The 23,888-nt window shown below is 43.5% G+C and carries 18 protein-coding genes; 10 read left to right on the top strand and 8 right to left on the bottom strand.

Annotated elements, in window-relative coordinates; genetic code table 11:
- Nucleotides 1-83 precede the first annotated feature (83 nt).
- Together BCU75_RS13315 and BCU75_RS13310 are read right to left on the bottom strand one after the other, a co-directional pair.
- The gene (locus BCU75_RS13315) at nucleotides 84-800 is read right to left on the bottom strand and encodes a 3'-5' exonuclease (RefSeq protein ID WP_102474146.1); all 717 of its coding nucleotides are present in this window, start codon (nucleotides 798-800) and stop codon (nucleotides 84-86) included.
- Nucleotides 801-805: 5 nt separating this feature from the next.
- Nucleotides 806-2,695: a DUF294 nucleotidyltransferase-like domain-containing protein gene (locus tag BCU75_RS13310; RefSeq protein ID WP_076677658.1), complete on the bottom strand. Its 1,890-nt coding sequence runs from the start codon at nucleotides 2,693-2,695 to the stop codon at nucleotides 806-808.
- Nucleotides 2,696-2,845: 150 nt separating this feature from the next.
- On the opposite strand from BCU75_RS13310, the gene BCU75_RS13305 reads away from it, so the two are divergent.
- On the top strand, nucleotides 2,846-3,490 hold the full coding sequence (locus BCU75_RS13305; protein WP_102474145.1) for an outer membrane beta-barrel protein: 645 nt from the start codon (nucleotides 2,846-2,848) through the stop codon (nucleotides 3,488-3,490).
- Between the two features lie 123 nt (nucleotides 3,491-3,613).
- Here BCU75_RS13305 and BCU75_RS13300 read toward each other — a convergent pair whose 3' ends face one another.
- The 3 genes from BCU75_RS13300 to BCU75_RS13290 all read right to left on the bottom strand — a co-directional run bounded on the left by BCU75_RS13300 (nucleotide 3,614) and on the right by BCU75_RS13290 (nucleotide 7,128).
- Nucleotides 3,614-4,804: an amino acid aminotransferase gene (locus BCU75_RS13300; protein WP_102474144.1), complete on the bottom strand. Its 1,191-nt coding sequence runs from the start codon at nucleotides 4,802-4,804 to the stop codon at nucleotides 3,614-3,616.
- Between the two features lie 202 nt (nucleotides 4,805-5,006).
- A complete protein-coding gene (locus tag BCU75_RS13295; protein WP_102474143.1) occupies nucleotides 5,007-6,533 on the bottom strand; it encodes an HD-GYP domain-containing protein in 1,527 nt (508 codons plus the stop codon).
- A gap of 295 nt (nucleotides 6,534-6,828) precedes the next feature.
- Nucleotides 6,829-7,128, bottom strand: a complete 300-nt coding sequence (locus BCU75_RS13290) for a hypothetical protein (protein WP_076677651.1) — start codon at nucleotides 7,126-7,128, stop codon at nucleotides 6,829-6,831.
- Nucleotides 7,129-7,348: 220 nt separating this feature from the next.
- Between BCU75_RS13290 and BCU75_RS13285 the strand changes: the two genes are divergently transcribed.
- The 4 genes from BCU75_RS13285 (at nucleotide 7,349) to BCU75_RS13270 (ending at nucleotide 11,334) form a co-directional block, all read left to right on the top strand.
- Nucleotides 7,349-8,752, top strand: coding sequence for a PLP-dependent aminotransferase family protein (locus tag BCU75_RS13285; protein WP_102474142.1), 1,404 nt, complete (start codon nucleotides 7,349-7,351; stop codon nucleotides 8,750-8,752).
- A 127-nt stretch (nucleotides 8,753-8,879) separates the two neighbouring features.
- Nucleotides 8,880-9,086 (top strand): hypothetical protein, encoded by a 207-nt coding sequence (locus BCU75_RS13280; RefSeq protein ID WP_016784568.1) that lies wholly within the window; start codon nucleotides 8,880-8,882, stop codon nucleotides 9,084-9,086.
- A gap of 408 nt (nucleotides 9,087-9,494) precedes the next feature.
- Nucleotides 9,495-10,172: a hypothetical protein gene (locus BCU75_RS13275; RefSeq protein WP_102474141.1), complete on the top strand. Its 678-nt coding sequence runs from the start codon at nucleotides 9,495-9,497 to the stop codon at nucleotides 10,170-10,172.
- Between the two features lies 1 nt (nucleotide 10,173).
- Nucleotides 10,174-11,334: a trypsin-like serine peptidase gene (locus BCU75_RS13270; protein WP_102474140.1), complete on the top strand. Its 1,161-nt coding sequence runs from the start codon at nucleotides 10,174-10,176 to the stop codon at nucleotides 11,332-11,334.
- Nucleotides 11,335-11,464: 130 nt separating this feature from the next.
- On the opposite strand, the gene asnS is transcribed toward BCU75_RS13270, so the two are convergent.
- Nucleotides 11,465-12,865, bottom strand: a complete 1,401-nt coding sequence (gene asnS / locus BCU75_RS13265; protein WP_004734710.1) for an asparagine--tRNA ligase — start codon at nucleotides 12,863-12,865, stop codon at nucleotides 11,465-11,467.
- A 733-nt stretch (nucleotides 12,866-13,598) separates the two neighbouring features.
- Between asnS and BCU75_RS13260 the strand changes: the two genes are divergently transcribed.
- Nucleotides 13,599-15,089, top strand: coding sequence for a SulP family inorganic anion transporter (locus BCU75_RS13260; protein WP_102474139.1), 1,491 nt, complete (start codon nucleotides 13,599-13,601; stop codon nucleotides 15,087-15,089).
- 187 nt (nucleotides 15,090-15,276) lie between these two features.
- Here the strand turns inward: BCU75_RS13260 and BCU75_RS13255 are convergent, their stop codons facing one another.
- Both BCU75_RS13255 and BCU75_RS13250 read right to left on the bottom strand, forming a co-directional pair.
- On the bottom strand, nucleotides 15,277-16,893 hold the full coding sequence (locus tag BCU75_RS13255; protein WP_102474272.1) for a methyl-accepting chemotaxis protein: 1,617 nt from the start codon (nucleotides 16,891-16,893) through the stop codon (nucleotides 15,277-15,279).
- Between the two features lie 327 nt (nucleotides 16,894-17,220).
- Nucleotides 17,221-19,545, bottom strand: coding sequence for an FdhF/YdeP family oxidoreductase (locus tag BCU75_RS13250; protein ID WP_102474138.1), 2,325 nt, complete (start codon nucleotides 19,543-19,545; stop codon nucleotides 17,221-17,223).
- Between the two features lie 599 nt (nucleotides 19,546-20,144).
- Here BCU75_RS13250 and BCU75_RS13245 point away from each other — a divergent pair.
- The 4 genes from BCU75_RS13245 to BCU75_RS13230 all read left to right on the top strand — a co-directional run bounded on the left by BCU75_RS13245 (nucleotide 20,145) and on the right by BCU75_RS13230 (nucleotide 23,637).
- Nucleotides 20,145-21,029: a LysR family transcriptional regulator gene (locus tag BCU75_RS13245; protein ID WP_004734714.1), complete on the top strand. Its 885-nt coding sequence runs from the start codon at nucleotides 20,145-20,147 to the stop codon at nucleotides 21,027-21,029.
- A gap of 89 nt (nucleotides 21,030-21,118) precedes the next feature.
- Complete coding sequence (gene fdhD, locus BCU75_RS13240) at nucleotides 21,119-21,949, top strand: formate dehydrogenase accessory sulfurtransferase FdhD (RefSeq protein ID WP_102474137.1); 831 nt, start codon at nucleotides 21,119-21,121, stop codon at nucleotides 21,947-21,949.
- Between the two features lie 266 nt (nucleotides 21,950-22,215).
- Nucleotides 22,216-22,413, top strand: a complete 198-nt coding sequence (locus BCU75_RS13235; RefSeq protein ID WP_102465311.1) for a hypothetical protein — start codon at nucleotides 22,216-22,218, stop codon at nucleotides 22,411-22,413.
- An 81-nt stretch (nucleotides 22,414-22,494) separates the two neighbouring features.
- On the top strand, nucleotides 22,495-23,637 hold the full coding sequence (locus BCU75_RS13230) for an amino acid permease (RefSeq protein WP_102474136.1): 1,143 nt from the start codon (nucleotides 22,495-22,497) through the stop codon (nucleotides 23,635-23,637).
- Nucleotides 23,638-23,888: the final 251 nt, after the last annotated feature.

Genomic DNA, 23,888 nt, shown 5'->3' with positions numbered 1-23,888 from the left:
ACTATTTAATAATGTGAGCGTTTTAGTTCTGAAATATGCAAACTAAGCGCATTGATGTGCAAATGAAACAGTATCAAATCTAGCTATAACCAGAAATCTTTAACAGGCATATCAGGGCCAAAATGATGCGCAATCTGCGCTTGTAGTAACTCTGCGGTCGCAATTGCATCAGTTAATGCGTGATGTGGCGTGTAGTCTGGTAAGTGGTATCGACGGCGACTTTGTCCAAGTCTTACTGACGCGGGTTTCTTGCCTTTTAGTTTGTTCCACAAGCCACCAGCCAATTTATGCTGAATCTGAGATTCGATTTCTAGTGTATCTAATACTGGAAATTCAATGCCTTCGCCTAGCCTTACTTTTAACGCGTTGTCTAAGAAATCACGTTCAATACGGCGGTAGTGAACGACCGGAATATGGCCAGCCATTGCACCTAAGATCTCTTCGAGCACTTCATTTAAGTCTGGTGCATCAATGATGTCATTGTGCGTGATACCGTGGATGACCACTGATTCTTCTTCCAGCTTTTGCTTAGGCCTTAGCGTCCAATGCCTTGCTTGTCGTAGATAAATACGATTGAGCGTGAATGGCACTAACCCAATAGTAATAATGCCATCTTTTGTTGGGTTCAAACCTGTAGTCTCAAAGTCGACAGCTAAAAACGTCACTTCTGATACCGGGGTATCAGGTGAAGGGAGAGGCTGGCTGTAAAATTGCTTTAATCGCTCGTCTCTCGCGCGTTCCAGCTTTTGAGCAAACTTAAATGGCCAATCGACCGCAGGTGATCTGAATAGTTTGTTCATAGGCCCTACTTAAACTTATTGCTGGCTTGATAACGGAACTTAAGGAAGTTCTGCGCATTGCTTAAGATTTGGAATGCGTCCTTCAGGTTACGTCGCTCAAAGTCAGATAGGTTCTCTGGCTCAATGTTGTTATCCGGCTCAATTTTGTTGTCGACATCGTGCGCTTGGTGGCGAATACGAACTAGAGAGATAAACTCCATCGCATCTTTCAAGTCTTGTGCTCGGCCTTTTGGCAGAATACCTGCGTCGATAATGTCATCTAAACGTTCGAATGAATTCTTCGAACGAGAAGCTACTGCCAAAGAGTGGACACGAATTAGATCGGCAAGTGGTGCGGTACCACGACGTTTAAGGTTGATCGAATTGTTGTGGCGACCATCTTTCTCCATCACGAAGTCTTTAAAGAACCCGAGTGGCGGTGTGCGGTTAAGCGCATTACGAGCAAGGCACGCTAAGAAGCGGTTGTTCTTACGAGCACGCCTTACGATAAAGCTGTTCAATTGCTCGGCCCATTTCAAGCGGCCGTACACACCGTCTAAATCAAAGAAGATAGAAGCGTTCAATAGTGCTTTCGGGTTTGGATCATCAATCCAATCGGCAAAGCATTCTTCCCATTGGCGACGAGTCATACGCCACGTTGGATTGGTCGCCATGATGTCACCGGTACAATACACATAGCCACACTGATCTAAGCCATCGCAAATGAAGGTTGATAGTTCTTCAAAGTATTTACCGTGTTTTTTCTCGTCGTAGGTGTCATCAAGAATAATTGCGTTATCTTGGTCAGTAACAAGCAACTGTTCATCACGTCCCATGGATCCGAGCGCGAGGAAACAATAAGGAATGGGCGCTTTACCCAATTTCTCTTCGCCTAGTTCGATAATGCGTTGTTTAAAGCTACGGCCAATTACCGACATTGCGGTACCCACCATGTGTGCATTGGCATCTTCGTTAACCAAGCGTACAAAGCTGTCTTTTACTTGCTCAGAAAGTACTTTTAGATCTTCAATACTTTGTTGCTGGAAGATGCTGCTGACCAATAACAGTGAGTTTTGAGACTCGTAGCGAACAATATCGGTCGCTTCGATAATACCGATAGGTTTCTTATCTTTAAGCACTGGCAAATGGTGCACGTTGTAGCGAAGCATGGTCATCATGGCTTCATATACATAGGCATTGTGGTCGAGTGAGATAACCTCTGGTGTCATCACACTAGACACTTCATCAGACGGGTCAAGGCCTTCTGCTAAAACGCGAGTACATAAGTCTCTGTCGGTAATGATGCCAATAACTGGCGTTGAATCGTCTTCATCATCTTCAACGATATCAGGGTCGATGATCAATAGAGAAGATACATTGTCTTCTGCCATCATGGTTGCAGCTTGTTGGATGGTGCGAGTCTTCTCGATCATCGGAGCTTCACTGGTCAATAGCGTTTTGACCTTCGATGTTGATAAATCGTTGGCGTCGTTGCTGTCTGAGTTTGCTTGGCGAAGTCGCGCGTTATCTTCTACTTCTACAAAGTCAGCGAATGAATCATAGTTGTCGTAGAGCTCTTGGAAAATCGGCTCAGGGATGCAGTAGAGAAGGGTATCTTCGGTCGCTTTAACAGGGAAGCGAACTTTGTTGTTGGTCAGCAGTCCCATTTGTCCAAACACATGCCCTTCATCAAGGCGATTATAGAGTTCGCCCTTACGACGATAGACCTCAACTTCGCCACTTCGAACGATATAGAGATCATGAATTTGGTCACCAAAGTGAATGATAGGTGTGTCTTGGCGGTAATAAGAAATTTCCACGCTACTGGTCACTTTCGCCAACATCTCCTCAGGGAGCTCTGTGAAAGGTGGGTATTGTGCCAGAAAGTTTTGAATTTCTAATAACTCAGCATCCATAATGATCATCCATTGGTTTGTATGATTTCATGGTACAACATTTGATAATAATTTGCCGTCACAAATCAATCTGTGAGTTAAAACCTTTTTAAAGTCTTAGGGATAGACTAACCTTTCAGTTAATGGAGTGACAGTTGAAGGATAATAAGAATGTCGAAGTGGAAGCTTAGTTTGGTATCTGCAGTTTTTATGTTTTCTCCAAGTTCGTGGGCCGAGACTCACAGTGTGGATATTCTTGATTATGACCATATATATGCCACCGCCCATTCGGGCAGTTTAAATGCAGATGCGGGTGGTAACAATAACGCCTCGTCGTTTGGTTTGGGGGTGAGTTACACCATGACGGATGATTGGTTGTTGCTAGGAGACTATAGCGCGCGCTTCATTCATCCAGATGAAAGTACCACTCGAATTGACACCTTAATGGCAGGGGCTGGGTATCGTTACAGCATTAAGAAAGACTTGGATATCGTCGCTTCTTACTTGTTGGGTATCACTAAAGGTGAGGTGGAGCTTAATGGCAGCAACGAAACCATCGAATCGGATACTGAATTTGTCCAAGGTGTAAAAGCCGAACTTAACTATGGTTTTGCAAAGCGTTGGATTGCGAATGGCAGCGTGCAGGTAAACCGAAGTGATTTGTTTGACGAAGAGATTTACCATTTAGGTTTGCGCTATCTCGTGACCAATAAGTTTGCGATTGGCGGCTCTTATCAGCACCGAGATGGTGAGGGAAGTAAAGGTGGAAGCGAGAGGACGAATGAGCTAGGTGTAGAGTTTTTCCTAGAGTACTAACGACTAACGCAGAGACTGCGTGTATTAACCGCTTATAAATAAAGAAGACAGACACAAAAAAGCCAGCTTAGTCGCTGGCTTTTGCATATCTATAGGTCTAAAAATACAAGTTTCGCTTTACGATTAAAGAACCGCAGCTAGACCTTTACATAGAGGACCCATGTTTGATTTAGTCATGCCAGCAACACTAATACGGCCAGAACCAACAATGTAGATAGCGAATTCATCTTTTAGACGAGTTACTTGCTCTTTGCTTAGACCAGAGAACGAGAACATGCCGTTTTGGCGCTCGATGAATGTGAAGTCTGCATCAACACCTTCAGATTTCAGTGTTGTTACGAATAGCTCACGCATCTCTTGGATACGATCACGCATTTCTGCCACTTCTGCTTCCCATTCAGCACGTAGATCAGCATCGCCAAGGATGTGAGTTACTACCGCACTGCCGTGCGCTGGTGGGTTAGAGTAGATAGAGCGGATGATGCTCTTAACTTGAGAGAACGCCGTCGTTGCTACGTCTGCAGATTCTGCAACTAGAGTGAATGCACCCACACGCTCGTTGTACAAGCCGAAGTTCTTAGAGAATGAGCTAGCAACAAGGATCTCTTTGTTGTATTGAGCAAAAATACGTAGACCAGCCGCATCTTCTTCAACACCTTTTGCAAAACCTTGGTAAGCAAAGTCGAACAGAGGAAGTAGTTTCTTCTCAGCAACCAGTTTAGCCAACACTTCCCACTCGTCAGCTGTTGGATCGATACCCGTCGGGTTGTGACAGCAGCCGTGAAGAAGAACGATATCGCCTTCAGAAGCTTTCTCTAGGTCAGCAACCATGCCTGCGAAGTCTTTGTCTTTTGTTTCAGCATTGTAGTAGCTGTATTGAGCTGTCTCGATACCAGCAGCAGCGAAAACGCCGTTGTGGTTTGCCCAAGTTGGGTTGCTGATCCAGATTTTAGCACCACCTAATTGGCGCTTGATGAATTCACCAGCAACACGAAGTGCACCAGTACCACCAGGAGCTTGTGCGGTTTTAGCACGTTGAGACGTTACGATCTCTGCGTCTGAACCGAAAAGAAGCTTCTGAACCGCTAGGCCGTACTCAGCTGTACCTTCAATTGTCAGGTAAGATTTGGTTTTTTCGCTTTCAAGAAGTGCAGCTTCTGCTTTCTTTACTGTTTTAAGTACAGGCGTTTGGCCAGCTTCATTTTTGTAGATGCCAACACCAAGGTTGATTTTCTCTGCACGAGAGTCTTTTTTAAACTCTTCAGTAAGGCCGAGGATAGGATCGGCGGGAGCAGCTAACACTTTTTCAAACATAATCTTCATCCATGTCAATTGAGAGGGGATAGTATCTATGGGTAGTTATACCTGTATGGAATTTTTAAGACAATACGAAGTGAACAGAAAGGCCAAAAAAAATCCATTTCAATCAGATTTATTGACTAAAGAGGGTATTTGATAACAAAACACCCTACGGATTAACCTATAGGGTGCAAGAAGTTAGTGGTTTTTATATAGATTAGGCTGGTTGAGCAATAAAGCTTTCACGCTCGAGTTCACTTGGTACATTTTTGCCATCTTTGTAGGTCGCGGCAATCGAAACAAACTCTTGTTCGACAGCCAGAAAAGCTTGGACTACTTGCGGATCAAAATGCGTCCCATTGCCCTCCAAGATAATCTGCTTAGCTTGTTCATGAGTAAAGGCTGGCTTGTAGACTCGTTTTGATATTAACGCGTCATAAACATCGGCTAATGCCATCAAGCGACCGGATAATGGAATGTCCTCACCAGACAGCTGATTTGGATAACCGCTGCCGTTCCATTTTTCGTGGTGGGTCAGAGATATCTCTTTCGCGACTCTTAAGAAAGAGCTGCTTCCCAACTGCTTTTCTGCAATAGATAATGCTTCAGCACCAATTGCGGGGTGACCTTTCATTATCTCAAACTCTTCGTCAGTTAATTTCCCCGGCTTCAATAGCACGTTATCAGGAACGCCCACTTTGCCTACGTCGTGGAGTGGGGCTGATTTGTAAAGCAGCTCAATGTAGTTTGGCGTTAACAAATTTGCGTGGATCTCCGACTTACTGAGTTCTTGTGCGAGTACCTTTACGTATTCTTGAGTTCTCAGAATATGTGCGCCCGTTTCATTGTCTCGAGATTCTGCCAAAGCAGATAAACTCACAATCGCTACGTCACGTGTGGTCTTGACTTCGTTTTGAGCGTTTTCAAGGCTATCAAGCATGGTGTTGGTCATTGATGCCATTGAACCCAGCTCATTGTAGCCGAAAATAGGTAAGCGAACGCCTTGCTCGCCACTGGTAACCTTTCTCAATGCGTGCTCTTGGCTTAGGAGAATCCGCTTAATCAACCTGCTCCATAAAGTCATAATGGTTATCGCGTATCCACCCAGAACGACTGCCAAATAAATGAACTCTTTAATCACGCTGATCTTACCTGAGCCATCCAATAATCGCTCTGGGTTGTTCTCCAGCCAGAAGATGTCTTTGACCGCAACCATCGTTAACATTGTGGTAAGGGTGATGAGGAGTACGATGACCAAACCAATCATCTGTTTAACTAAAGAGCTTCGCTCGCCAATAAGTTGAAAATCAAATTGTCCAGACTCTTCCATTTTGTCCATTTGGCTAAGTTTGGTATTCAGTTGAAGAATGGTCCCAGTAAAGAAGCCAAATAGGCTCATGCCGAACAGCACTTTCAAATTACTGTCTATGGTGAATTCATAGCTTAAGTTGTAGTAGAGCGCGAAAGGGACACTTGCAGCAAAAAATAGCAGGGTATCGATCTGTGCGAATCGACCTTGTTTGACTAGAGTGTGTTGCGCTAATAAGTAACGACGCGCGAGCCATAATAAGACAAAGACGATACTTACCTGTGTGAAAATCTCTAACGTGGTTAAGCTTTCGAGCATAGGACATACGCGGCTGCCGTAGGTGCCAAGTAAAACGCCAGCGACGACGTATAACTTAGTCGTTAGCGATTGGTTGAAATTTGAAGTATCCATCGATAAGCCTTTGTTGATTTTCATCTTAAGTCTCGTAACTAATCCTAAGTTTACGAATACGCAATTTTTATATTGATTCACGATATTGGGAATGCATATAACTAATATTGCTGTCGTGAATGAGACCGGAAATTCTATCGAGAGCTTTCGTGGATTGATAGAAGAAATTGGTTTGTGTAAGTGATTTGTTATCTAGATGGGGATTATTGCAGCATTACTATGAAGACACTTGAATAGCCTCGTTAAAATTGGAGGCTATTCAGTCGGTATACTTGAGTAGAATCGCGAGTGATCGAGCTCGCTATCTACTTTAAACCAATTACTTTTTCAGGTTGATTTCAGCCTCGACAGAGCCTGTTTCAATCTCAGGGTGAGACGCTAGTTTGTCTGCTGCCCATTGGTTAAGGTGTTTCAGAATAGCAGACACCGCGTGTTTCTCAGTTGGTGCTTGGTCTTGATCGACGTCGATTTTCTGCTTTGGATGTGAGCCTGTTGCATCTTCAGCGATATGTAGCCAATCTGGGTGCCAGTAATATGGCTGGCCACTCGGTGTTGTCCAACTATGAACACCGTTTGACTCTCCTTTATAACTTAATTGGTCTGCTTCTATTTTTTTCATTGTTATCTCGCATGTTTTTTGGGTTACATCAAATTATAGAGGCGGAGAACGAACTTGGCTCCCGCCTTGGTTACAAACTTAGCAAAGCATACAAAGTTATCTGTGAACCAATTCACACTATTATAGAAATTAGGTCCAATCATATGGATAGCAGCAATAGTTGTTAACGTTAGTGATAAAATCTCCGGCTTATTAGAATTTATCTAGGTAGTACAATTAGATGGCGCGTTATGAAGAGCTTGCAAAGGATATTCGAACTCAGATCGCTAGTAAGACTTGGCGTTCAGGAGAGAAGATCCCTTCGGTACGCATGAGTTGTCGAAATTATAACGTCAGTAATAGTACTGTTCTACAAGCCTACCAATTGTTAGAAAGTGAAGGGTGGGTCATCGCTAAGCCCCAGTCGGGTTACTTTGTTGCGCCACGTGTGGACGGTGTTGATTACGAACAGCCATTAGTACACGAAAAGAAAGCCATTAATGACCGCTTATTCGATTTCTTGAAATCAAGTTCAGCAGAGGGGGTTATTCCTTTTGGCTCAGCATTCCCAGATCCTGACCTTTTCCCTTTACCTACCTTAACTCGAAACCTCGCCAGTGCTGGCAGAAAGATGACAGGTGCCAGTGTAATCAACAATCTGCCACCGGGCAGCGAGTCCTTAAGAAGACAAATAGCACAGCGCTACCTGCAGCAAGGCATTACGGTTAACCATCAAGATATCGTGATTACCTCTGGTGCAATGGAAGCGCTTAACTTAAGCCTGCAAACGGTTACCAAGTCGGGCGATAATGTTGTGATTGAATCACCCGCTTTCTATGGTGCTTTGCAGGCCGTAGAGAGGCTAGGGCTCAACCCTATCGAAGTGGATGTTTGTCCAATCAATGGATTGAATATTGAACAGTTTGAAAGCGCACTACAAGACCAAGATGTAAAAGCGTGTTGGTTGATGACGACTTTTCAGAACCCGACAGGGACAAGTTTGTCGGACGAAGCGAAGCGCCGTGTGGTGGAGATTGCAAAACAAAACGAAACCTACATTATCGAAGATGACGTGTATGGCGACCTCTACTTCGATGGCCATAAACCCAAGCCACTAAAAGCCTTCGATAAGACCGATTCTGTTCTACTTTGTGGTTCGTACTCAAAAAGCCTGTGTCCGGGTTATCGGGTCGGGTGGGTTGTAAACACGCGTTTTAACGATGCTATTCAAAAGCTTCAGCTTCTTTCTACACTGTCGAGTAGTGCACCTGTGCAACTTGGCGTGGCACACTTCTTAACTCATGAAAGTTACGACAATCACCTTCGTAAATTACGTAAAAATCTTCTAGTGAGAAAAGAGCGATTTATCGAGGTCATCAAGCAGAGCTTTCCACGTTCCATCGAAATTGAAGAACCGGCTGGTGGCTACTTCATATGGATTCGCTTCTCGAAAAAATTTGACAGCCAACAATTTCACCAACTAGCGATTGCTCAGGGGATCAGCGTCGCTTCAGGCGACCTGTTTAGTGAACAGGGCAGGGTAGATAACGCGATCAGATTGAATTTCTCTTATGAACTCACAGAACAGAAAGAACAAGCACTAATATTGCTTGGTAAACTGGCACATCAACTTGCGCATTCGTAAAACCTTAAGTGACTCATAAAAAAGGAAATGATTTCAACTGTATGGGTTGATTCCGTTGTAACTGTACGCCTTATTGACCAAAGAGTTGTGCTTCAATAACGGTAGACCAAATTTTGGAGACACCGTTATGTTGAAAGTGACTATGGGAAATGAAGTTAAGCTAATTATCGTGGCTATTGTGTGCGCACTTTTGCTTATTATCGGCCATGTATTACTAGCAAAAGCATTCGCAGATATGGCTTGGGCAGAATACACCACTGCAGCGATCCCGTTCGTTATGATGGCAATCTGTGGCTTTGCCATAAAATACGCGAAAGACCAAGATGTAGATTAAGCCGATTACTCACTCAAATTATTTTAAGCCCTGCCACGATTTGGCAGGGCTTTTTCGTTCTTAATGATCTGTACTTTTGAATTGCCTGTACGAACGTTGATCTTCAAAGACAATTTTGCACTTTAATCCCACAGGCTTTGTAAGTCCGTGTAAGCACGAAGCAGTGCATATTTGGAATATGCATCACCTTTAGTCAAAAGCTTGGCTAGTTGGTTGTGTTAGGAAATAACCAGAGCCTACCTTTTACCGTGATACATTCACATCAATTATTGGTCGCTATGCGATAAAAGTGGTTCACCTAAAGGCTTACAGTGCCTTACAGGTTTAGATTTTCTCTATCTTACAATTGGTTATGACTAATTGAAAAATAGGGATATGAGATTGAAATATACAAATACTAACCTTTGCATGTTGGCTTTGTTAGCCACCAATGCTTCAGCAAGCGAACTCCATGTTGATTTGAATCGACTAAGTAACTTTTCGGAAGTTGGTACCAATACATTTTCTATTGCCAGTGAATTTATCGGCTATGAGCTTGATGAGGGGAGGTATCGTTACGCAAGAGAGGTAGATCTAAACGGTTTGGATTGGGCATTTTTGTATAGTGACCATCAAAGAGTAGAGAAAGAAAAAACTGATCTGATAAGCGCTGTAACCGTTAATGGTGAATTAAAGCAGATCATTAATTCTGATAGCAAAAACGCCTTGGGTAATCGTTACTACTGGCAAGACGGCGACTCTACGGATTATAACCAAGAGCTGGCATTTTCAGGTTTGCTTGTTGGTTCTAGTGGTTTCTCTTTTGGCGTTCAACCGAGTAAAGAAGGGCGGTTTTCTGTAGAGCTTTATACACATAATTGGCTGTCTTCTGCTGATGTGACCGCATGTATTAACAAGCAATGCATCACAATTAAAAATGACATTTCCTTTCACATGACCAGTATAAAAAACACCATCACCTTTGAAACCGAGTCGCCAGATGACATCGTTGAAATTTCATATTCACGCCAACATAGGCAGTTTGATTTTGAAACGAAGCAAGGTTATCACGCTATCGAAGCCATACAGTTGAAAGAGGTTGAGTAACATGAAAAGAATCATTCTAGCATCAGCAATCGTGGCGACTTTTTCTGCTCATGCAGGTATAGGAAAGATGGATCGCTCGGTCACTCAACACAAAGCGTTCGCTCTACAAACTCAATTCGATTTTGCATGTCACATGAATGCTGGCTCGGCAACGTTGATTGACCCATATTGGGTGATTACTGCTAACCATGTATCTGGGTCTAAACGCGAAGGTTATGAGAATGCGGTAACGTGTTCTTCTTATGAAAAAGATCAAGACGGTAAGTTTAAGGTTGTTCATACATCACGTGCGACCACCGACCCTGATGGAGAGTGGGGGGAATATGAATTTACCGATGGCATTTATGATTTCGCACTTGTGCGTTTGGATACACCAATTACTGGAATAAAACCTGCTAAGTTGCCAGAAAAGGGGATGTTCGACCATTCGGAGATCTATGAAGTAAACAGTGTTGGCTTTGGTAACTATAACGGCCGTAATGGTGGGCAAAAGTTTGTTAAGTACAACGACACAGATAAGAAGTGGTTAGCTGAGTACAAGTATGACCCGGTGATCATGCCCCAAAGCAATCTTCAATGGCTTATTATTCATGGGGATTCGGGGTCTGGTATCACAATTGAGAGAGAAGGTGAGTTCTATATTATTGGTGAAATCGGCCTTCAATATTATGGAGAGCTGGGGTGGCAAGACACCTTCGATGATGTTCTTGGACGCTTGGACTCATTGAATAGCGATATGAAGGCGCATGGTTTTAGCTACAGCGAACCCGTTAAACTTGATGATGTTAAATGGAACCCAACGACTCAGCATGATGTTGATAATTTACATGCGTTTTATAGTTATTGGAAAGCTCAAAATATGGATTTCAACGGAACATATTGGACGAAGGATGGCGGCATTTACAATACGGCTTATGCGCAAGAAGGTGAAACGTACACTTTTGAAACTGTCATTCCTGCAAACTCAAAAGCGCCCGCTTTTGATGTGTTTGTAAATGGTCATCAGGTTGCTCATAACATTAAGGCGGATAAGGATAGTTTATTCTTTAAAGTGAATGCTTTTGAGCAAAAGGGTGATCAGATGGTGATTGAATTTAAGCCGCTAGAACAGACGGGTGAGAAGATACTTTTAGATCACTTTTTGGTTCGTACTGTCGAGTAGACTGAGCTGTTAAGCGTGTATCAATAGGCGCTTATGAATATGCCTTATACATAGGCGCGTATAAAAAAACCTCCGCAATTGCGGAGGTTTTTATTTGTTCTTAACTTTTAATATCGAATAGGTATTCGAATTAGAAGTTTGCAGAGCGTGGTGTACGTGGGAACGGGATAACGTCACGAACGTTGCCCATACCTGTTACGTAAGATACTAGACGCTCAAAGCCAAGACCGAAGCCTGCGTGAGGCACTGTGCCGTATTTACGCAGGTCGCGGTACCAGCTCATGTGTTCAGGGTCGATACCCATACCAATCATGCGCTCGTCTAGAATGTCTAGACGCTCTTCACGTTGTGCACCACCGATGATTTCACCGATGCCTGGTGCAAGTACGTCCATTGCTGCAACTGTTTTGCCGTCGTCGTTTAAGCGCATGTAGAAAGCTTTGATGTCTTTCGGGTAGTTCTTAACGATTACAGGTGCTTTGAAGTGCTCTTCAGCTAGGTAACGTTCATGCTCAGAAGACATGTCGATGCCCCACTCAACGTCAAACTCAAATTTCTTACCAGAGTCTAGTAGGATTTGGATTGCGTCAGTGTAGTCAACTTGTGCGAAATCAGCGTCTACGAATTGCTCTAGACGAGTGATTGCTTCTTTGTCGATGCGAGAAGCGAAGAACTCAAGGTCATCACGGCGCTCTTCAAGAACAGCAGCGAAAACGTACTTAAGCATGTCTTCAGCCAGTTTTGCTACATCGTCAAGGTCTGCAAACGCAACTTCAGGCTCAACCATCCAGAATTCAGCTAGGTGGCGGCTTGTGTTTGAGTTTTCAGCACGGAACGTAGGACCGAACGTGTAAACCTTGCTTAGTGCACAAGCGTAAGCTTCAGCATTAAGTTGACCAGATACTGTTAGGAATGTTTCTTTACCGAAGAAATCTTCGTTGAAGTCAACTTTACCTTCGTCAGTGCGAGGTAGATTTTCCATGTCTAGCGTAGATACACGGAACATTTCACCAGCGCCTTCTGCATCAGATGCAGTGATAAGCGGAGCTGAAGTCCAGAAAAAACCTTGCTCGTGGTAGAAACGGTGAATCGCTTGAGATAGACAGTTACGTACACGTGCTACTGCGCCGATCACGTTTGTACGTGGGCGTAGGTGAGCAACTTCACGAAGGTATTCGATAGAGTGACGTGTCTTAGCCATTGGGTAAGTGTCAGCATCTTCAACCCAGCCAACCACTTTAACGTCAGTTGCTGCTAGTTCGAAGTCTTGACCTTTCGCAGGAGACTCAACAATCTTACCTGTTACTTCAACAGAGCAGCCAGTTGTTAGCTTTAATACTTCGTCTTCGTAATTATTAAGATTATTAGGAACCACGGCCTGAATCGGGTCGAAACAAGAGCCGTCATAAATGGCAAGGAAAGAGATTCCAGCTTTGGAATCACGACGTGAACGGATCCAGCCGCGAACAGTTACTTCACTGTCTACCGCTAGCTTGCCGCCAAGTACGTCTGTTACAGGCGCGTAAGTCATGTTGATTTCATTCTCCATTGAGGGACAAATTCAACTCAAAGTCTCTAGCATTGCAGCAAATAAACCGTTATTTGAACAATAATTAGCCGAAACATTGAGTTGTATAAACTTTTTAAATCGATTGAACATATTACCTGTCATACGGACAGCTTCAACCTTTATTCTTGCTCGACGAAAGAAATATTGTGTCTACAGACAAGAAAAACCACTAAGGGTTGTTTTTTTGTTCAATTTTATGGAGCGTAAATACCGTTAGGCGTTTATCAACATTATCCTGAAGGTCGGTTATTAAACTAGGTTAGTAACCGTTTTAATGAATAGTAGTAAGCGTTTTAATGAATATCAGTAAGCGATTTAATGAACAGCAGTAACCGTTGACGAGGTGGTGTGGGGTTGGAATCTTTGTTTGCAATAATGAATGTGTGATTGCATCAATACTCACTCTATATTGGCGCGGTTCAAGCTAGCTTCATGCGTATTACTTAGTTTTATGCTTAGTTTAATGTTTACTGCTTATCATAATGGTGACTATTAAACGGCTTGAGCTTGCCTAATAAATAGCAAATCAATCACAAACCAAAGGAGTTTAATATTTTCGTGTTAATTACGCCGCCTTAGCCCCTGCATTCTCTCTACACCCACACTTTTCGAGCGCTCGCTCATTCAAGAAAAACAGTCGATCAAATTATGTCTTAACTAGGCAGGAATGGCTGTACAAGTAAAAGAGAATTACATGCTTAATTATTTAAAAAAACACTGGTTATCAAATGTTAAAGGAGACTCATTATCTGGAGTTGTGGTAGCTCTTGCATTAATCCCTGAAGCCATCGCATTTTCGATTATCGCAGGCGTTGACCCAAAAGTAGGTTTATACGCATCTTTCTGTATTTGTGTGGTTACTGCATTAGTTGGTAGTCGCCCAGGTATGATCTCTGGCGCAACGGGTGCAATGGCGCTGTTAATGGTTACCTTAGTGAGAGAGCACGGATTAGAATATCTGCTCGCAGCGTCATTTCTTGCTGGCGTGATTCAAATTGCCGCGGGTTATCTAAAACTAGGTAATTTAATGAACTTTGTTTCAAAATCTGTCATTACGGGTTTCGTGAACGCACTTGCCATTCTCATCTTTATGGCTCAACTGCCTGAACTCATCAATGTGTCTTCAAGTGTTTATTTATTAGTTGCGTTGGGCTTGGCCATTATTTATCTACTCCCTTATTTTCCAAAGTTTGGTCAATCAATACCTTCGCCATTGGTTGCTATTGTGGTGATCACCCTAGTAAGTTTGCTCTTTGGTTTAGATGTCAGAACAATTGGTGACATGGGTAAGCTTCCCGATTCTCTCCCGGTATTTTTGATTCCTAATATTCCATTCACGTTTGATACGCTCGCAACCATACTCCCTTATTCCATTGCTTTGTCCCTTGTCGGCTTATTAGAGTCGTTAATGACAGCAACGATCGTCGATGATCTGACGGATACCGAAAGTAATAAGAACAATGAATGTAAAGGGCAGGGTGTCGCTAATATCGTAGCATCGTTGTTTGGTGGTATGGCCGGATGTGCGATGATCGGCCAATCGATAATCAACATTAAATCCGGCGGTTTAACAAGGCTATCGAGCATGATCTCCGGCGTTGTTTTACTGCTGATGGTAGTGTTTGTTTCCGATTGGTTGAAGTTGATACCGATGGCGGCTCTAGTATCTGTGATGATCATGGTTTCAATTGGCACGTTTTCATGGCGTTCTTTGGTTGAACTTAAAGATCATACGCTTCCTACGAATATAACGATGTTAGCTACCGTGGCGGTGGTTGTTTTTACTCATAACTTAGCGATAGGTGTTGCGGTTGGCGTGGTTCTGTCTGCTTTGTTTTATGCTCATGCGAGTAAATCAATGGTGTTTATTTCAGACGAAGTAATGACTAACGAAATGCACACGATTCATAAAGTGAAAGGGCATGTGTTTTTTGCTTCTTCAGAGGCGTTTGTTGATCTGTTTGATTATGAAAAAACAACGTCTTTGGTAACGATTGATATTACCGATGCGTCTTTCCTTGATAATACTTCGGTTGAAGCGCTTGATAAGGTGGTGTTCAAATTCCGTAAAAAAGGCGCTTATGTTGAAGTAGCAGGAATGGATACCGTGAGTGCGAACCTCATCTACAAACATGCGATGTACCACAAGCATAAAGATTTAACCGCGGTTTCAATTACACACTAAAAAAACTCATAAGTTGGTTCTCTGATGTGACTTATCAAGTCACGATAGAGAAGCTGTGACTTAATAAGTCTGGAAACTTAAAGCGCTCACCGTTGAGCGCTTTTTTATTGGCTAGGATAGAACTAACCACAAAAACGTAGCCTAGTCGATGTTATGACTTGTTCTTGTTCTTGTTCTTGTTCTTGTTTTAGGTATTTGATCTCGACAAAGTGAACTGATTAATCAGTGATTCGAGGTGGTCAGATAGCTCTTCTAGATCATTACTGATCCCGAGAGTAGCGCCAGCCGATTGTGACGTGTTATTCGCATGAGAAGTGATGGTTTCAACTTTGTGTTGAACATCTTGAGTTGCTTGTGTGGTGGATTGCGTTTGTTGTTGGATGTTTTGCGCGTGCGCCAACACTTGTTTCATCTCCTCTACAACGCTGTTCATCTCGCTCGATAGAGCATTGATATCGGTTGAGCTGTGATGTGCCTGCGCACAAACGCGGTCGGCTGAAGTGAGAGATTCTTCACTGCCTTCTTGGAACTGGTGGATAATTGTCTCTATACTGCCTGTTGCTTCAGCCGTTCGTGATGCAAGGTGACGGACTTCATCCGCAACGACAGCAAAACCTCGGCCTTGTTCGCCAGCACGAGCCGCTTCGATAGCAGCGTTCAGTGCTAACAAATTGGTTTGATCGGCAATGCCTCGAATTACATTTAATATTGAAGAGACTTCGCCAGTTTGTTCATTCAGGGTCAGTATCTTGTGTTTCACTTCCTCAATACTGGTGACCAAGTTTTTTATCTCATTACTGGCATCATGAGCTTGGTTAGCACTCTTACATGCGACATCGGCGGTGTGATTGATGAGTTCTGACGCAGTTAAAGTGGCTTGTTCAACATTGACTTGTTGCGCCTGTATTCCTTCGACATTGTTTTGTACTTCAGCCGTTTCGTTTTGTTGATCGCTGGCAGCTTGCTCGGTAATTTGTGCAACACTGGTCAGTTGGTTGGCAGACGCATTTAGTTTGTGCGAAGTATCTTGTACTTTTTCTAAGCTGTAAGAAACCGTGCCTATGAATGAGTTGATAGAGTTTGCAAGCGTTCCAATTTCATCTTTACTTTGCACTGAGAGCCGAGTTGATAGGTTTTTATCGTTGCTGACTTGCGTCATAAAGCGCGAAGTGTGTTGAAGAGGGCGAACGATTATTTTACGAATCAGCGCCATGGTTAGCACGAAACCTGCAAAAGAGATCACCGCCATAATGCCTATAGCGGCCATGGTTTGAGTGTTGATCAGTGAGTTGACATGATTAAGGTTATATTCAAGGCGAATCGCGCCTAATACTTCGCCCTCTTTTGCCATATGACATGCCACACAATTGGTCCCACGATAGTTCTCGCTCGACTTCATTGGCAGAGCAATAACTAGCCCTTTACCCCAATCGGCAGAAAAGGGTTCGATCACGGTTTCACCCGCTAGCGCTCGTTTATCAATATCATCAACGGGTATTTGGTTTTTGTTGCCGGGGCCATACAGTTTACTTACAGCATCAGCACGCAATACACGAACATTTTCAATGCCTTCTTGAGCTAACGCTTTCTGACGAAGGGTTTCTTTTTGTGTCATGGTGCCAGTGAGCATCATCATATTGAGGCTATCGAAATAGTTGCTCGCCTTATCGTGGAGTTGTTCACTTAACACTGAGTTTACAAGTTGCTTTTGCTGCGAATATTGAAAGTAGGTCGATATTGCTAGCAAGAAAGTGAATACAATGGCGAGGGCTACTAGGATTTTAAAGGTGATTGTTGAGCGCATAAGGTGTTTGTTTTTATTAGTTATAATGACGCGCATACTTTACGTGTAAGAGACTCTACCACCTATGAGGTATAACTGATTGTGTGACCACACTCCGGTTGTGGTTATGTTTCTGTGATGTAGCGAGTTTGTGATGGTGCTCTTTGGGGGATGAATGGGAATTTGTCGTTAAATTTGAAGGGTATGAAAAGCCCAATAAACGTACATGGCTCAAATAAATATGTTCAGCGGACTGTATTTATACTGGCCAAGCGTCATTATTAAAATCCACCTGCCAAAACAGGTGGATTTTTACTTTTACGTTTACTTTCAATTGCCGTTAGAGAGTTAACTGACTGTTGAAAGTGGAATGGCGTCAGAGATTGATTTTTCTAATCTGACGGCGATAAATTTTGAGGTAGGGGTAAAGGTTCGTTCACCATAACTGTCTAGAGGAACTAAGGGGTTGGTTTCAGGATAGTAAGCTGCCGCCTGACCCTGTGGAACGTCATAAGCCACCAAGGTAAACCCTTTCACTTTTCTCGTTACACCATCTTCCCAAAGCGACACCATGTCGACCTTGTCACCTGGTTTAAAACCGAGCTTCAATATATCAGCTTCATTGATAAACAAAACTTCGCGCATACCAAAGACACCGCGGTAACGATCATTCAAGCCATATAACGTCGTGTTGTATTGGTCATGGGAACGCATGGTTTGCAAGATCAGATCGGGTTTATTACCACTCTGCAACACCGCTTCATTAATCAGCTGTTTTGGCAGTTCATTGGAGCCAAATTGCGCTTTGCCACTGAGGGTGTTCCATTGACGATTAGCGGCCGGATTGACTAAATGAAATCCGCCCGGATTTTCCAATTTCTGATTGAAGTCAGTAAAGCCTGGAATCGTATCTGCAATGAGGTCACGAATATGCGCATAATCTTGAATGACCCAATTCCAATCTATTGGATGGCAGCCCAGTGTGGCATTGGCAATACCTGCGACTATTGCTGGTTCAGAACGCAAATGCTCTGATCGAGGTTCGAGTTGCCCGTAAGAGATATGAACCATGCTGAAGGTATCTTCTACGGTGATGCCTTGTGGTCCATTCGCTTGTGTATCGATTTCCGTACGTCCCAAACATGGCAGAATCAGGGCATCTTGACCGGTAACAAGGTGAGAGCGATTGAGTTTGGTTGAGATATGAACGGTTAGGTCACAATTTTTCATCGCCAGATGCGTACGAGGAGTATCTGGCGTGGCTTGCGCAAAATTACCCCCTAAACCAATAAAGACTTTAGAGCGCTTTTCCTCCATCGCTTTAATCGCTTGTATCGTGTTGTGGCCTGCATCGCGTGGGGCATTGAAGTTAAAGCGGCGTTCAATGCTATCAAGCAATTGGGTTGAGGGTTTTTCATCAATACCCATCGTACGATCGCCTTGGACATTACTATGTCCCCTAACCGGTGATAGCCCAGCACCTGGCTTACCGACGTTGCCGCGCAACAATTGCACATTGGCTACTTCTTTGACTGTTTGTACTGAATGACGATGTTGTGTTAGCCCCATTGCCCAGCACATGATTACTTTTTCTGAACGGCGATACATGTCAGCGACCATTTCTATTTCGCTTAACGCTAACCCCGATTGTTCAGCGATATGTTCCCATGTCGTCGCATCCACTTCTGCTAAGTATTCATCAATTCCTGTGGTGTGTTCGCTGATGAATTGACGATCAAATATGGCTTTTCCTTCGGTTGCGAGCGCATCACGTTCCCATTGCAGCAAATATTTAGCCATTCCACGAAAGACCGCCATATCGCCACCTAATGCTGGTCTTAAATAAGCGGTATTGGTTGGCTTTGAACCATTGCTTAACATTTCAACCGGAACTTGAGGATTTTGGAAACGTTCAAGTCCACGTTCTTTCAATGGGTTGAAACAGATCACCTGCGCACCGCGTTTTACCGCTTCACGCAATGGTTCAAGCATGCGGGGGTGGTTAGTACCTGGGTTTTGCCCGAGCACAAAGATCGCGTCTGCTTTTTCAAAGTCGTCAAAAATCACGGTTCCTTTGCCCACACCGACCGTATCTTTCATGCCAATTGCACTGGCTTCGTGGCACATGTTTGAACAGTCTGGGAAATTATTTGTTCCAAACGCACGAACGAAGAGTTGATACAAAAACGCTGCTTCATTACTGGCTCGACCCGAAGTGTAAAATTCGGCTTGATGCGGTGAGTCGAGTTGCTTCAAATGCTTGGCTACCAGCGAAAATGCTTCGTCCCACGCGATAGGAATATAGTGGTCGGATGCAGCGTCGTACTTCATCGGGTGGGTTATTCGGCCTTGGTATTCCAGCCAGTAATCTGTTTGTGATGATAAGGATGTTACGCTGTGTTCAGCGAAAAAATCAGGATCCACAGATCGATTTGTGGCTTCCCAGTTCACGGCTTTTGCCCCGTTCTCACAGAAGTTCACTTTATTGTTGTTTGGAGATTCCCCCCATGCGCACCCCGGACAATCAAAACCACCGTTTTGATTCGTTTTAAGCATTGTTCGAATGTTTTTGATGGCGTTTTCGCTGCCCCACCAACTCTTAGTGACGGCTTTTAACGCGCCCCAACCACCAGCAGGACCTTTATATTTTTTTATCTGTTCTTTTTGGCTCACAACTGCACTCCTCACACGTGGGAACTGCAGTAAACAAGGGAACCGGTAAAAACAGGCGCGTTATAAAAATAAGGCGGGAGTAAAACGGTTTTAATTATTTGGTGTCGATACCTGTTTACTGCTTTGAATATTTAGAAATAGACTGGCTGATTTTTTCCATGATCTAAATCAAAGGTTATGTCGCTAAGGGGCGGTACGTCCAATTGATATTGCCGACTAAGTGATAAATAGAATCTATCATGGCGAGTAAATATGGAAAGTATCGCTTTTGTCACAGTGATAAATAGACTTGTTACAGTGATAAATAAAATTTATTAGCCAGCGCGATGTGAGTTCTATTTTATGAGGGATTCGTCGAGCAGCCTTGATATAGCTGAGCCCTCCATGATAGTTGCTGTCTATCACGCTATAGATAATTTAGATTTGACCTGTATTTAAATTAGACATACTTTGATTTAAATCAAAAAATACTGTTTTATTTTAGCTGTTGCTTTGCAGGTTGAGCCATTTCCTGTGATAGCTCTTTTCTATCGCAGAGAACAGTGAATGTACGACGAATGCGAAGATGACGCTTCATTTCAAGGTTTTACTAATCATTCATGGATATAAAACAACTTAAGTACTTAATCGCTTTAGATCAAACGAAACATTTTGGTCAGGCTGCGACACTTTGCCATATTACTCAGCCTACGTTGTCGATGAGGATAAGGCGTTTAGAAGAAGAGTTAGACCTCGAGTTGATTTCAAGAAGTCAACGTTTTGAGGGGTTTACCGAAGCGGGCGAACGCATATTGGCTTGGGCAAAGACGGTCTTAGCGGCTCATGACGGTTTACAAGCTGAAGCGGCTAACTGCCGTGGTCAACTGGTCGGCTCGCTAAGAGTTGGCATGGTGCCTTTAGCCAGCCAAAACCCGATGCAGTTGATTAAGCCTTTAGCAGAAAAATTCCCTGAACTTCGTTTTCAAATTTTGTCGATGACATCTGAGCAGATCATAGACCAGCTCAATCGTAACCAACTTGATTTAGGTATGTGTTACACCGATCAGATCAATACGGCTTATTTTGACGTTATAGAAATGAACTCGACGGATTTAGGCATTCTGTATGATAGCCGATTCTTTGATTTTGCTGAGTCGGAAGTCTTATGGGAATCACTCAATAGCATTCCTTTGGGGCTTTTGTCGAAAGGCATGCATTATCGTCATTCGATTGATTTGAGCTTCGGTAGTAAAGGCCTAGTTCCGCAGACTTTGATTGAAAGTAACTCTACGTTTCATCTTATCCAAGCCGTCACCAGTGGCCTGTGCTGTGCTGTTATGCCGCTTAACTCAGGATTGGAAGAGCTCAACGAACAACTGCGTATCGTACCGATAGAAAAAGCCGTGGTGCATTCGCCTCTCGGTCTACTTAAGCGTAAACAAGAACCTTATTCGGCACTCACTGATCAGTGCTTTGCTGAAGCAAAACACTTGTTTAATCAGTGATGTTTGTTTAATCAGTAATACTAGTTTAATCAGTAACGTTTTCAGTCTAAGGCGATATCGTCAAGCTGACCGTCTTTCCGGGTGATTTTATGAGATGTATAACTCAATCCTATATTGAACTGCCTGATTTTAATCAAGCGCCTCCACAGCCCAATGCCATGAGCTATCGAGAGCTTACGGGCTATAGCATAGTGGTGGATGCACCTCTGGCAAACGAATCTGCATTGGCGATCAGTTATAACGGGATCAGTCAGGCGGTTATGATGGTGACGCCTGGTCACATGGAAGACTTTGTGCGCGGTTTTAGTTTAAGCACCGGTATCGTAAAAAAATTCAGTGAAATTCGTGATATTGAGATTGGTGGCAATGGTGAATCTCATTTTGCGCAAGTAGAAATCAGCAACCGTGCTTTTTGGGACATGAAAACTCAGCGGCGTAACTTGGCTGGAACTACAGGCTGTGGCTTGTGTGGTGTTGAGGCGCTTGAACAAGCACTTCCGGATTTGGTTCCATTGCCATCGTCATTACCACCCAGTCCATTGGTTTTTCAGGGGTTGAGAGGGCGAATTGCCGAACATCAAAAAGCAGCCAAAATATCCGGTGCTTTACATGCCGCTTTGTTTGCGAATTCGAAAGGTGAAATTTCACTTTGTCGTGAAGACATCGGCCGCCACAATGCTCTGGATAAATTGATAGGGGCAATGGCCGTGAACGAGATCAACCCTAAGTTGGGTTTCGCCATTATGACGAGTCGTTGCAGTTTAGAGCTTATCCATAAAGCCGTGCGTGCTGAAATCGCAACCTTGGTTTGTTTGTCAGCTCCGACCTCATTGACGGTCGAATGGGCAAGACGTAATCGCTTAAATCTGATTCACTTACCCAACAGCAGTCCACCTCGTCTATACAGTCCTGCGCCATAAATGTAATGTTTTCGTTTGGATAAAAAGAGAGATCATTGCGTCTCTCTTTGGTTTTTATTAATAATGATTATTGTTTTACAAGGTTAGGTGGTTGATATTTGTTCGAATGGCCATTTTGTTCACTTTAATAGTAAAAAATGCAGCTATAGCGTTGTGTTTCGAAGCTCATTCGATAAGATGAAAAGACCTCTAATGACAGAGGTAGGGCAGCAACGGATACGCTGCTTCAAATGCTATGGAATGTGACTTAGTTATTGGACACATACATGAAATTCAAGATTACATCACCGATTATCGAACCTACGGAAGGTTCACCACATCAGTTAACGCAAACTCATGCTTTTCGTTTGACCTCTTTTAAGACCAGCTTCCCTTTGAACGCCCTGTTCGACAACGTCTCTGCACGCTTCTTTACTGTTTATCGCTCCTATCGTTATTCGTTTTATAACTCTATTTCTATCTGAACCCCTTTGTCATCCGTTCGATGCACGAAGACTCACACCTATAAAAACTAAACAAATAAGTTAAAAACAATGAATATTAAAATGATGGGTAGCTCCCTAATTATCGCTGGTACCGCTCTCGGTGCTGGTATGCTTGCGATCCCAATGGTATTAGCTCAATTCGGATTGCTTTACGGCACGCTGCTGATGGTTCTGATCTGTTTCGGTACCACTTACGCAGCACTATTACTTCTAGAAGCGACCATCAAAGCGGGTGGCGGTCTAGGGTTAAATTCAATTGCCCGCAAAACCTTGGGTAAACAAGGTCAGTTGCTGACCAATGGTTTGCTGTATGCGTTATTAATTTGCCTATTAATGGCTTACATTCTGGGCGCAGGTGACTTGCTGAGTAAGTTACTGTCTAATTTTGGCGTTGAAATCACCGCGACCACGAGTCAAATTGTGTTCACTTTGCTTGCCGGCGTTGTCGTCGCGAGTGGCACAGGAGTGATTGATAAGCTCAACCGCGCATTGTTCTTTGTGATGCTTGCTAGTTTGTTGGTCACCATGGCGTTTTTGGCGCCAAACATGACTCAAGATAACCTGATGCAGGTCACCAGTCATGACCACGTCGACCTGATAAAAACCAGTGCCATCCTGTTTACGAGTTTTGGCTTTATGGTTGTGATTCCAACCTTGGTTTCTTACAACCACGAAGCGACAGACAAACAGCTGCGTAACATGGTGATCGTAGGTTCTCTGATCCCATTAGTGTGCTACTTGTGCTGGTTGTTTGCTGTGGTCGGTAACTTGAGTGAAGAGCAATTTAGAAGCTTCAAGAACGTGTCTGACTTGATGGCGGCGTTTGAAGCTCAGTCTCCTTGGGTGGGTAACGTTCTGTCTACCTTTACGGGCTTGGCGTTGTTGACCTCTTTCTTTGGTGTTGCGATGGCGTTGTTCAATCAGAACAAAGACATGTTCAACCAAAATACATCAGTGACTTACTGCATTAGCTTTATCTTGCCGCTCGCAGGTTCATTGCTTGCAGCAGACAAGTTCCTACAAGTGTTGAACTATGCCGGCATCATCTTAGTGTTCTTGGCTGTTTTTGTTCCTCTGGTTATGGTTCATAAGCAACGCTTTATGAAAGTAGCGGAAGACAGATACAGCGCTGAAGGTGGCCGACCAATGATGCTTTTCTCATTGCTATTTGGTTGCTTCTTGCTTATCTCACAAGTGATTTAGCAAAACAATTTGGTGGTTGAATAATTAGGGCGTGTTGACCTTTCGTGGTTAAATTTTGTTCGAGATAAAAGCGTTTTAATCGCGGCGAGGGGGGAAGTAGCCTAGTCACTCTAAGCAAATCCCCCTCAACAAAGAGTAAAACGCTTTTAGCCGAACCCTTCGGGCAGCGTTTGCTGGCCATTTCTACTACGTTATCGGCTTCTCATGTAGGCTAGCTACACATCGACGCCTCTGCCTTGTATAAATACCCA

Origin of the sequence: Vibrio splendidus, assembly GCF_002873455.1 — a bacterium.
Classification (GTDB): Bacteria; Pseudomonadota; Gammaproteobacteria; order Enterobacterales; family Vibrionaceae; genus Vibrio; species Vibrio splendidus_J.
The sequence above is the reverse complement of the archived record's forward strand: the minus strand, read 5'-3'. Positions and strand labels throughout refer to the sequence as shown.

Coding starts and splice junctions, on each gene's coding strand:
- BCU75_RS13230 (WP_102474136.1), top strand. CDS start 22,495: ATGATGGGTAGCTCCCTAATTATCGCTGGTACCGCTCTCGGTGCTGGT.
- BCU75_RS13275 (WP_102474141.1), top strand. CDS start 9,495: ATGTTGGCTTTGTTAGCCACCAATGCTTCAGCAAGCGAACTCCATGTT.
- BCU75_RS13260 (WP_102474139.1), top strand. CDS start 13,599: ATGCTTAATTATTTAAAAAAACACTGGTTATCAAATGTTAAAGGAGAC.
- BCU75_RS13290 (WP_076677651.1), bottom strand. CDS start 7,128: ATGAAAAAAATAGAAGCAGACCAATTAAGTTATAAAGGAGAGTCAAAC.
- BCU75_RS13295 (WP_102474143.1), bottom strand. CDS start 6,533: ATGAAAATCAACAAAGGCTTATCGATGGATACTTCAAATTTCAACCAA.
- BCU75_RS13255 (WP_102474272.1), bottom strand. CDS start 16,893: ATGCGCTCAACAATCACCTTTAAAATCCTAGTAGCCCTCGCCATTGTA.
- BCU75_RS13235 (WP_102465311.1), top strand. CDS start 22,216: ATGAAATTCAAGATTACATCACCGATTATCGAACCTACGGAAGGTTCA.
- BCU75_RS13285 (WP_102474142.1), top strand. CDS start 7,349: ATGGCGCGTTATGAAGAGCTTGCAAAGGATATTCGAACTCAGATCGCT.
- BCU75_RS13315 (WP_102474146.1), bottom strand. CDS start 800: ATGAACAAACTATTCAGATCACCTGCGGTCGATTGGCCATTTAAGTTT.
- BCU75_RS13305 (WP_102474145.1), top strand. CDS start 2,846: ATGTCGAAGTGGAAGCTTAGTTTGGTATCTGCAGTTTTTATGTTTTCT.
- BCU75_RS13280 (WP_016784568.1), top strand. CDS start 8,880: ATGTTGAAAGTGACTATGGGAAATGAAGTTAAGCTAATTATCGTGGCT.
- fdhD (WP_102474137.1), top strand. CDS start 21,119: ATGAGATGTATAACTCAATCCTATATTGAACTGCCTGATTTTAATCAA.
- BCU75_RS13300 (WP_102474144.1), bottom strand. CDS start 4,804: ATGTTTGAAAAAGTGTTAGCTGCTCCCGCCGATCCTATCCTCGGCCTT.
- asnS (WP_004734710.1), bottom strand. CDS start 12,865: ATGACTTACGCGCCTGTAACAGACGTACTTGGCGGCAAGCTAGCGGTA.
- BCU75_RS13310 (WP_076677658.1), bottom strand. CDS start 2,695: ATGGATGCTGAGTTATTAGAAATTCAAAACTTTCTGGCACAATACCCA.
- BCU75_RS13245 (WP_004734714.1), top strand. CDS start 20,145: ATGGATATAAAACAACTTAAGTACTTAATCGCTTTAGATCAAACGAAA.
- BCU75_RS13270 (WP_102474140.1), top strand. CDS start 10,174: ATGAAAAGAATCATTCTAGCATCAGCAATCGTGGCGACTTTTTCTGCT.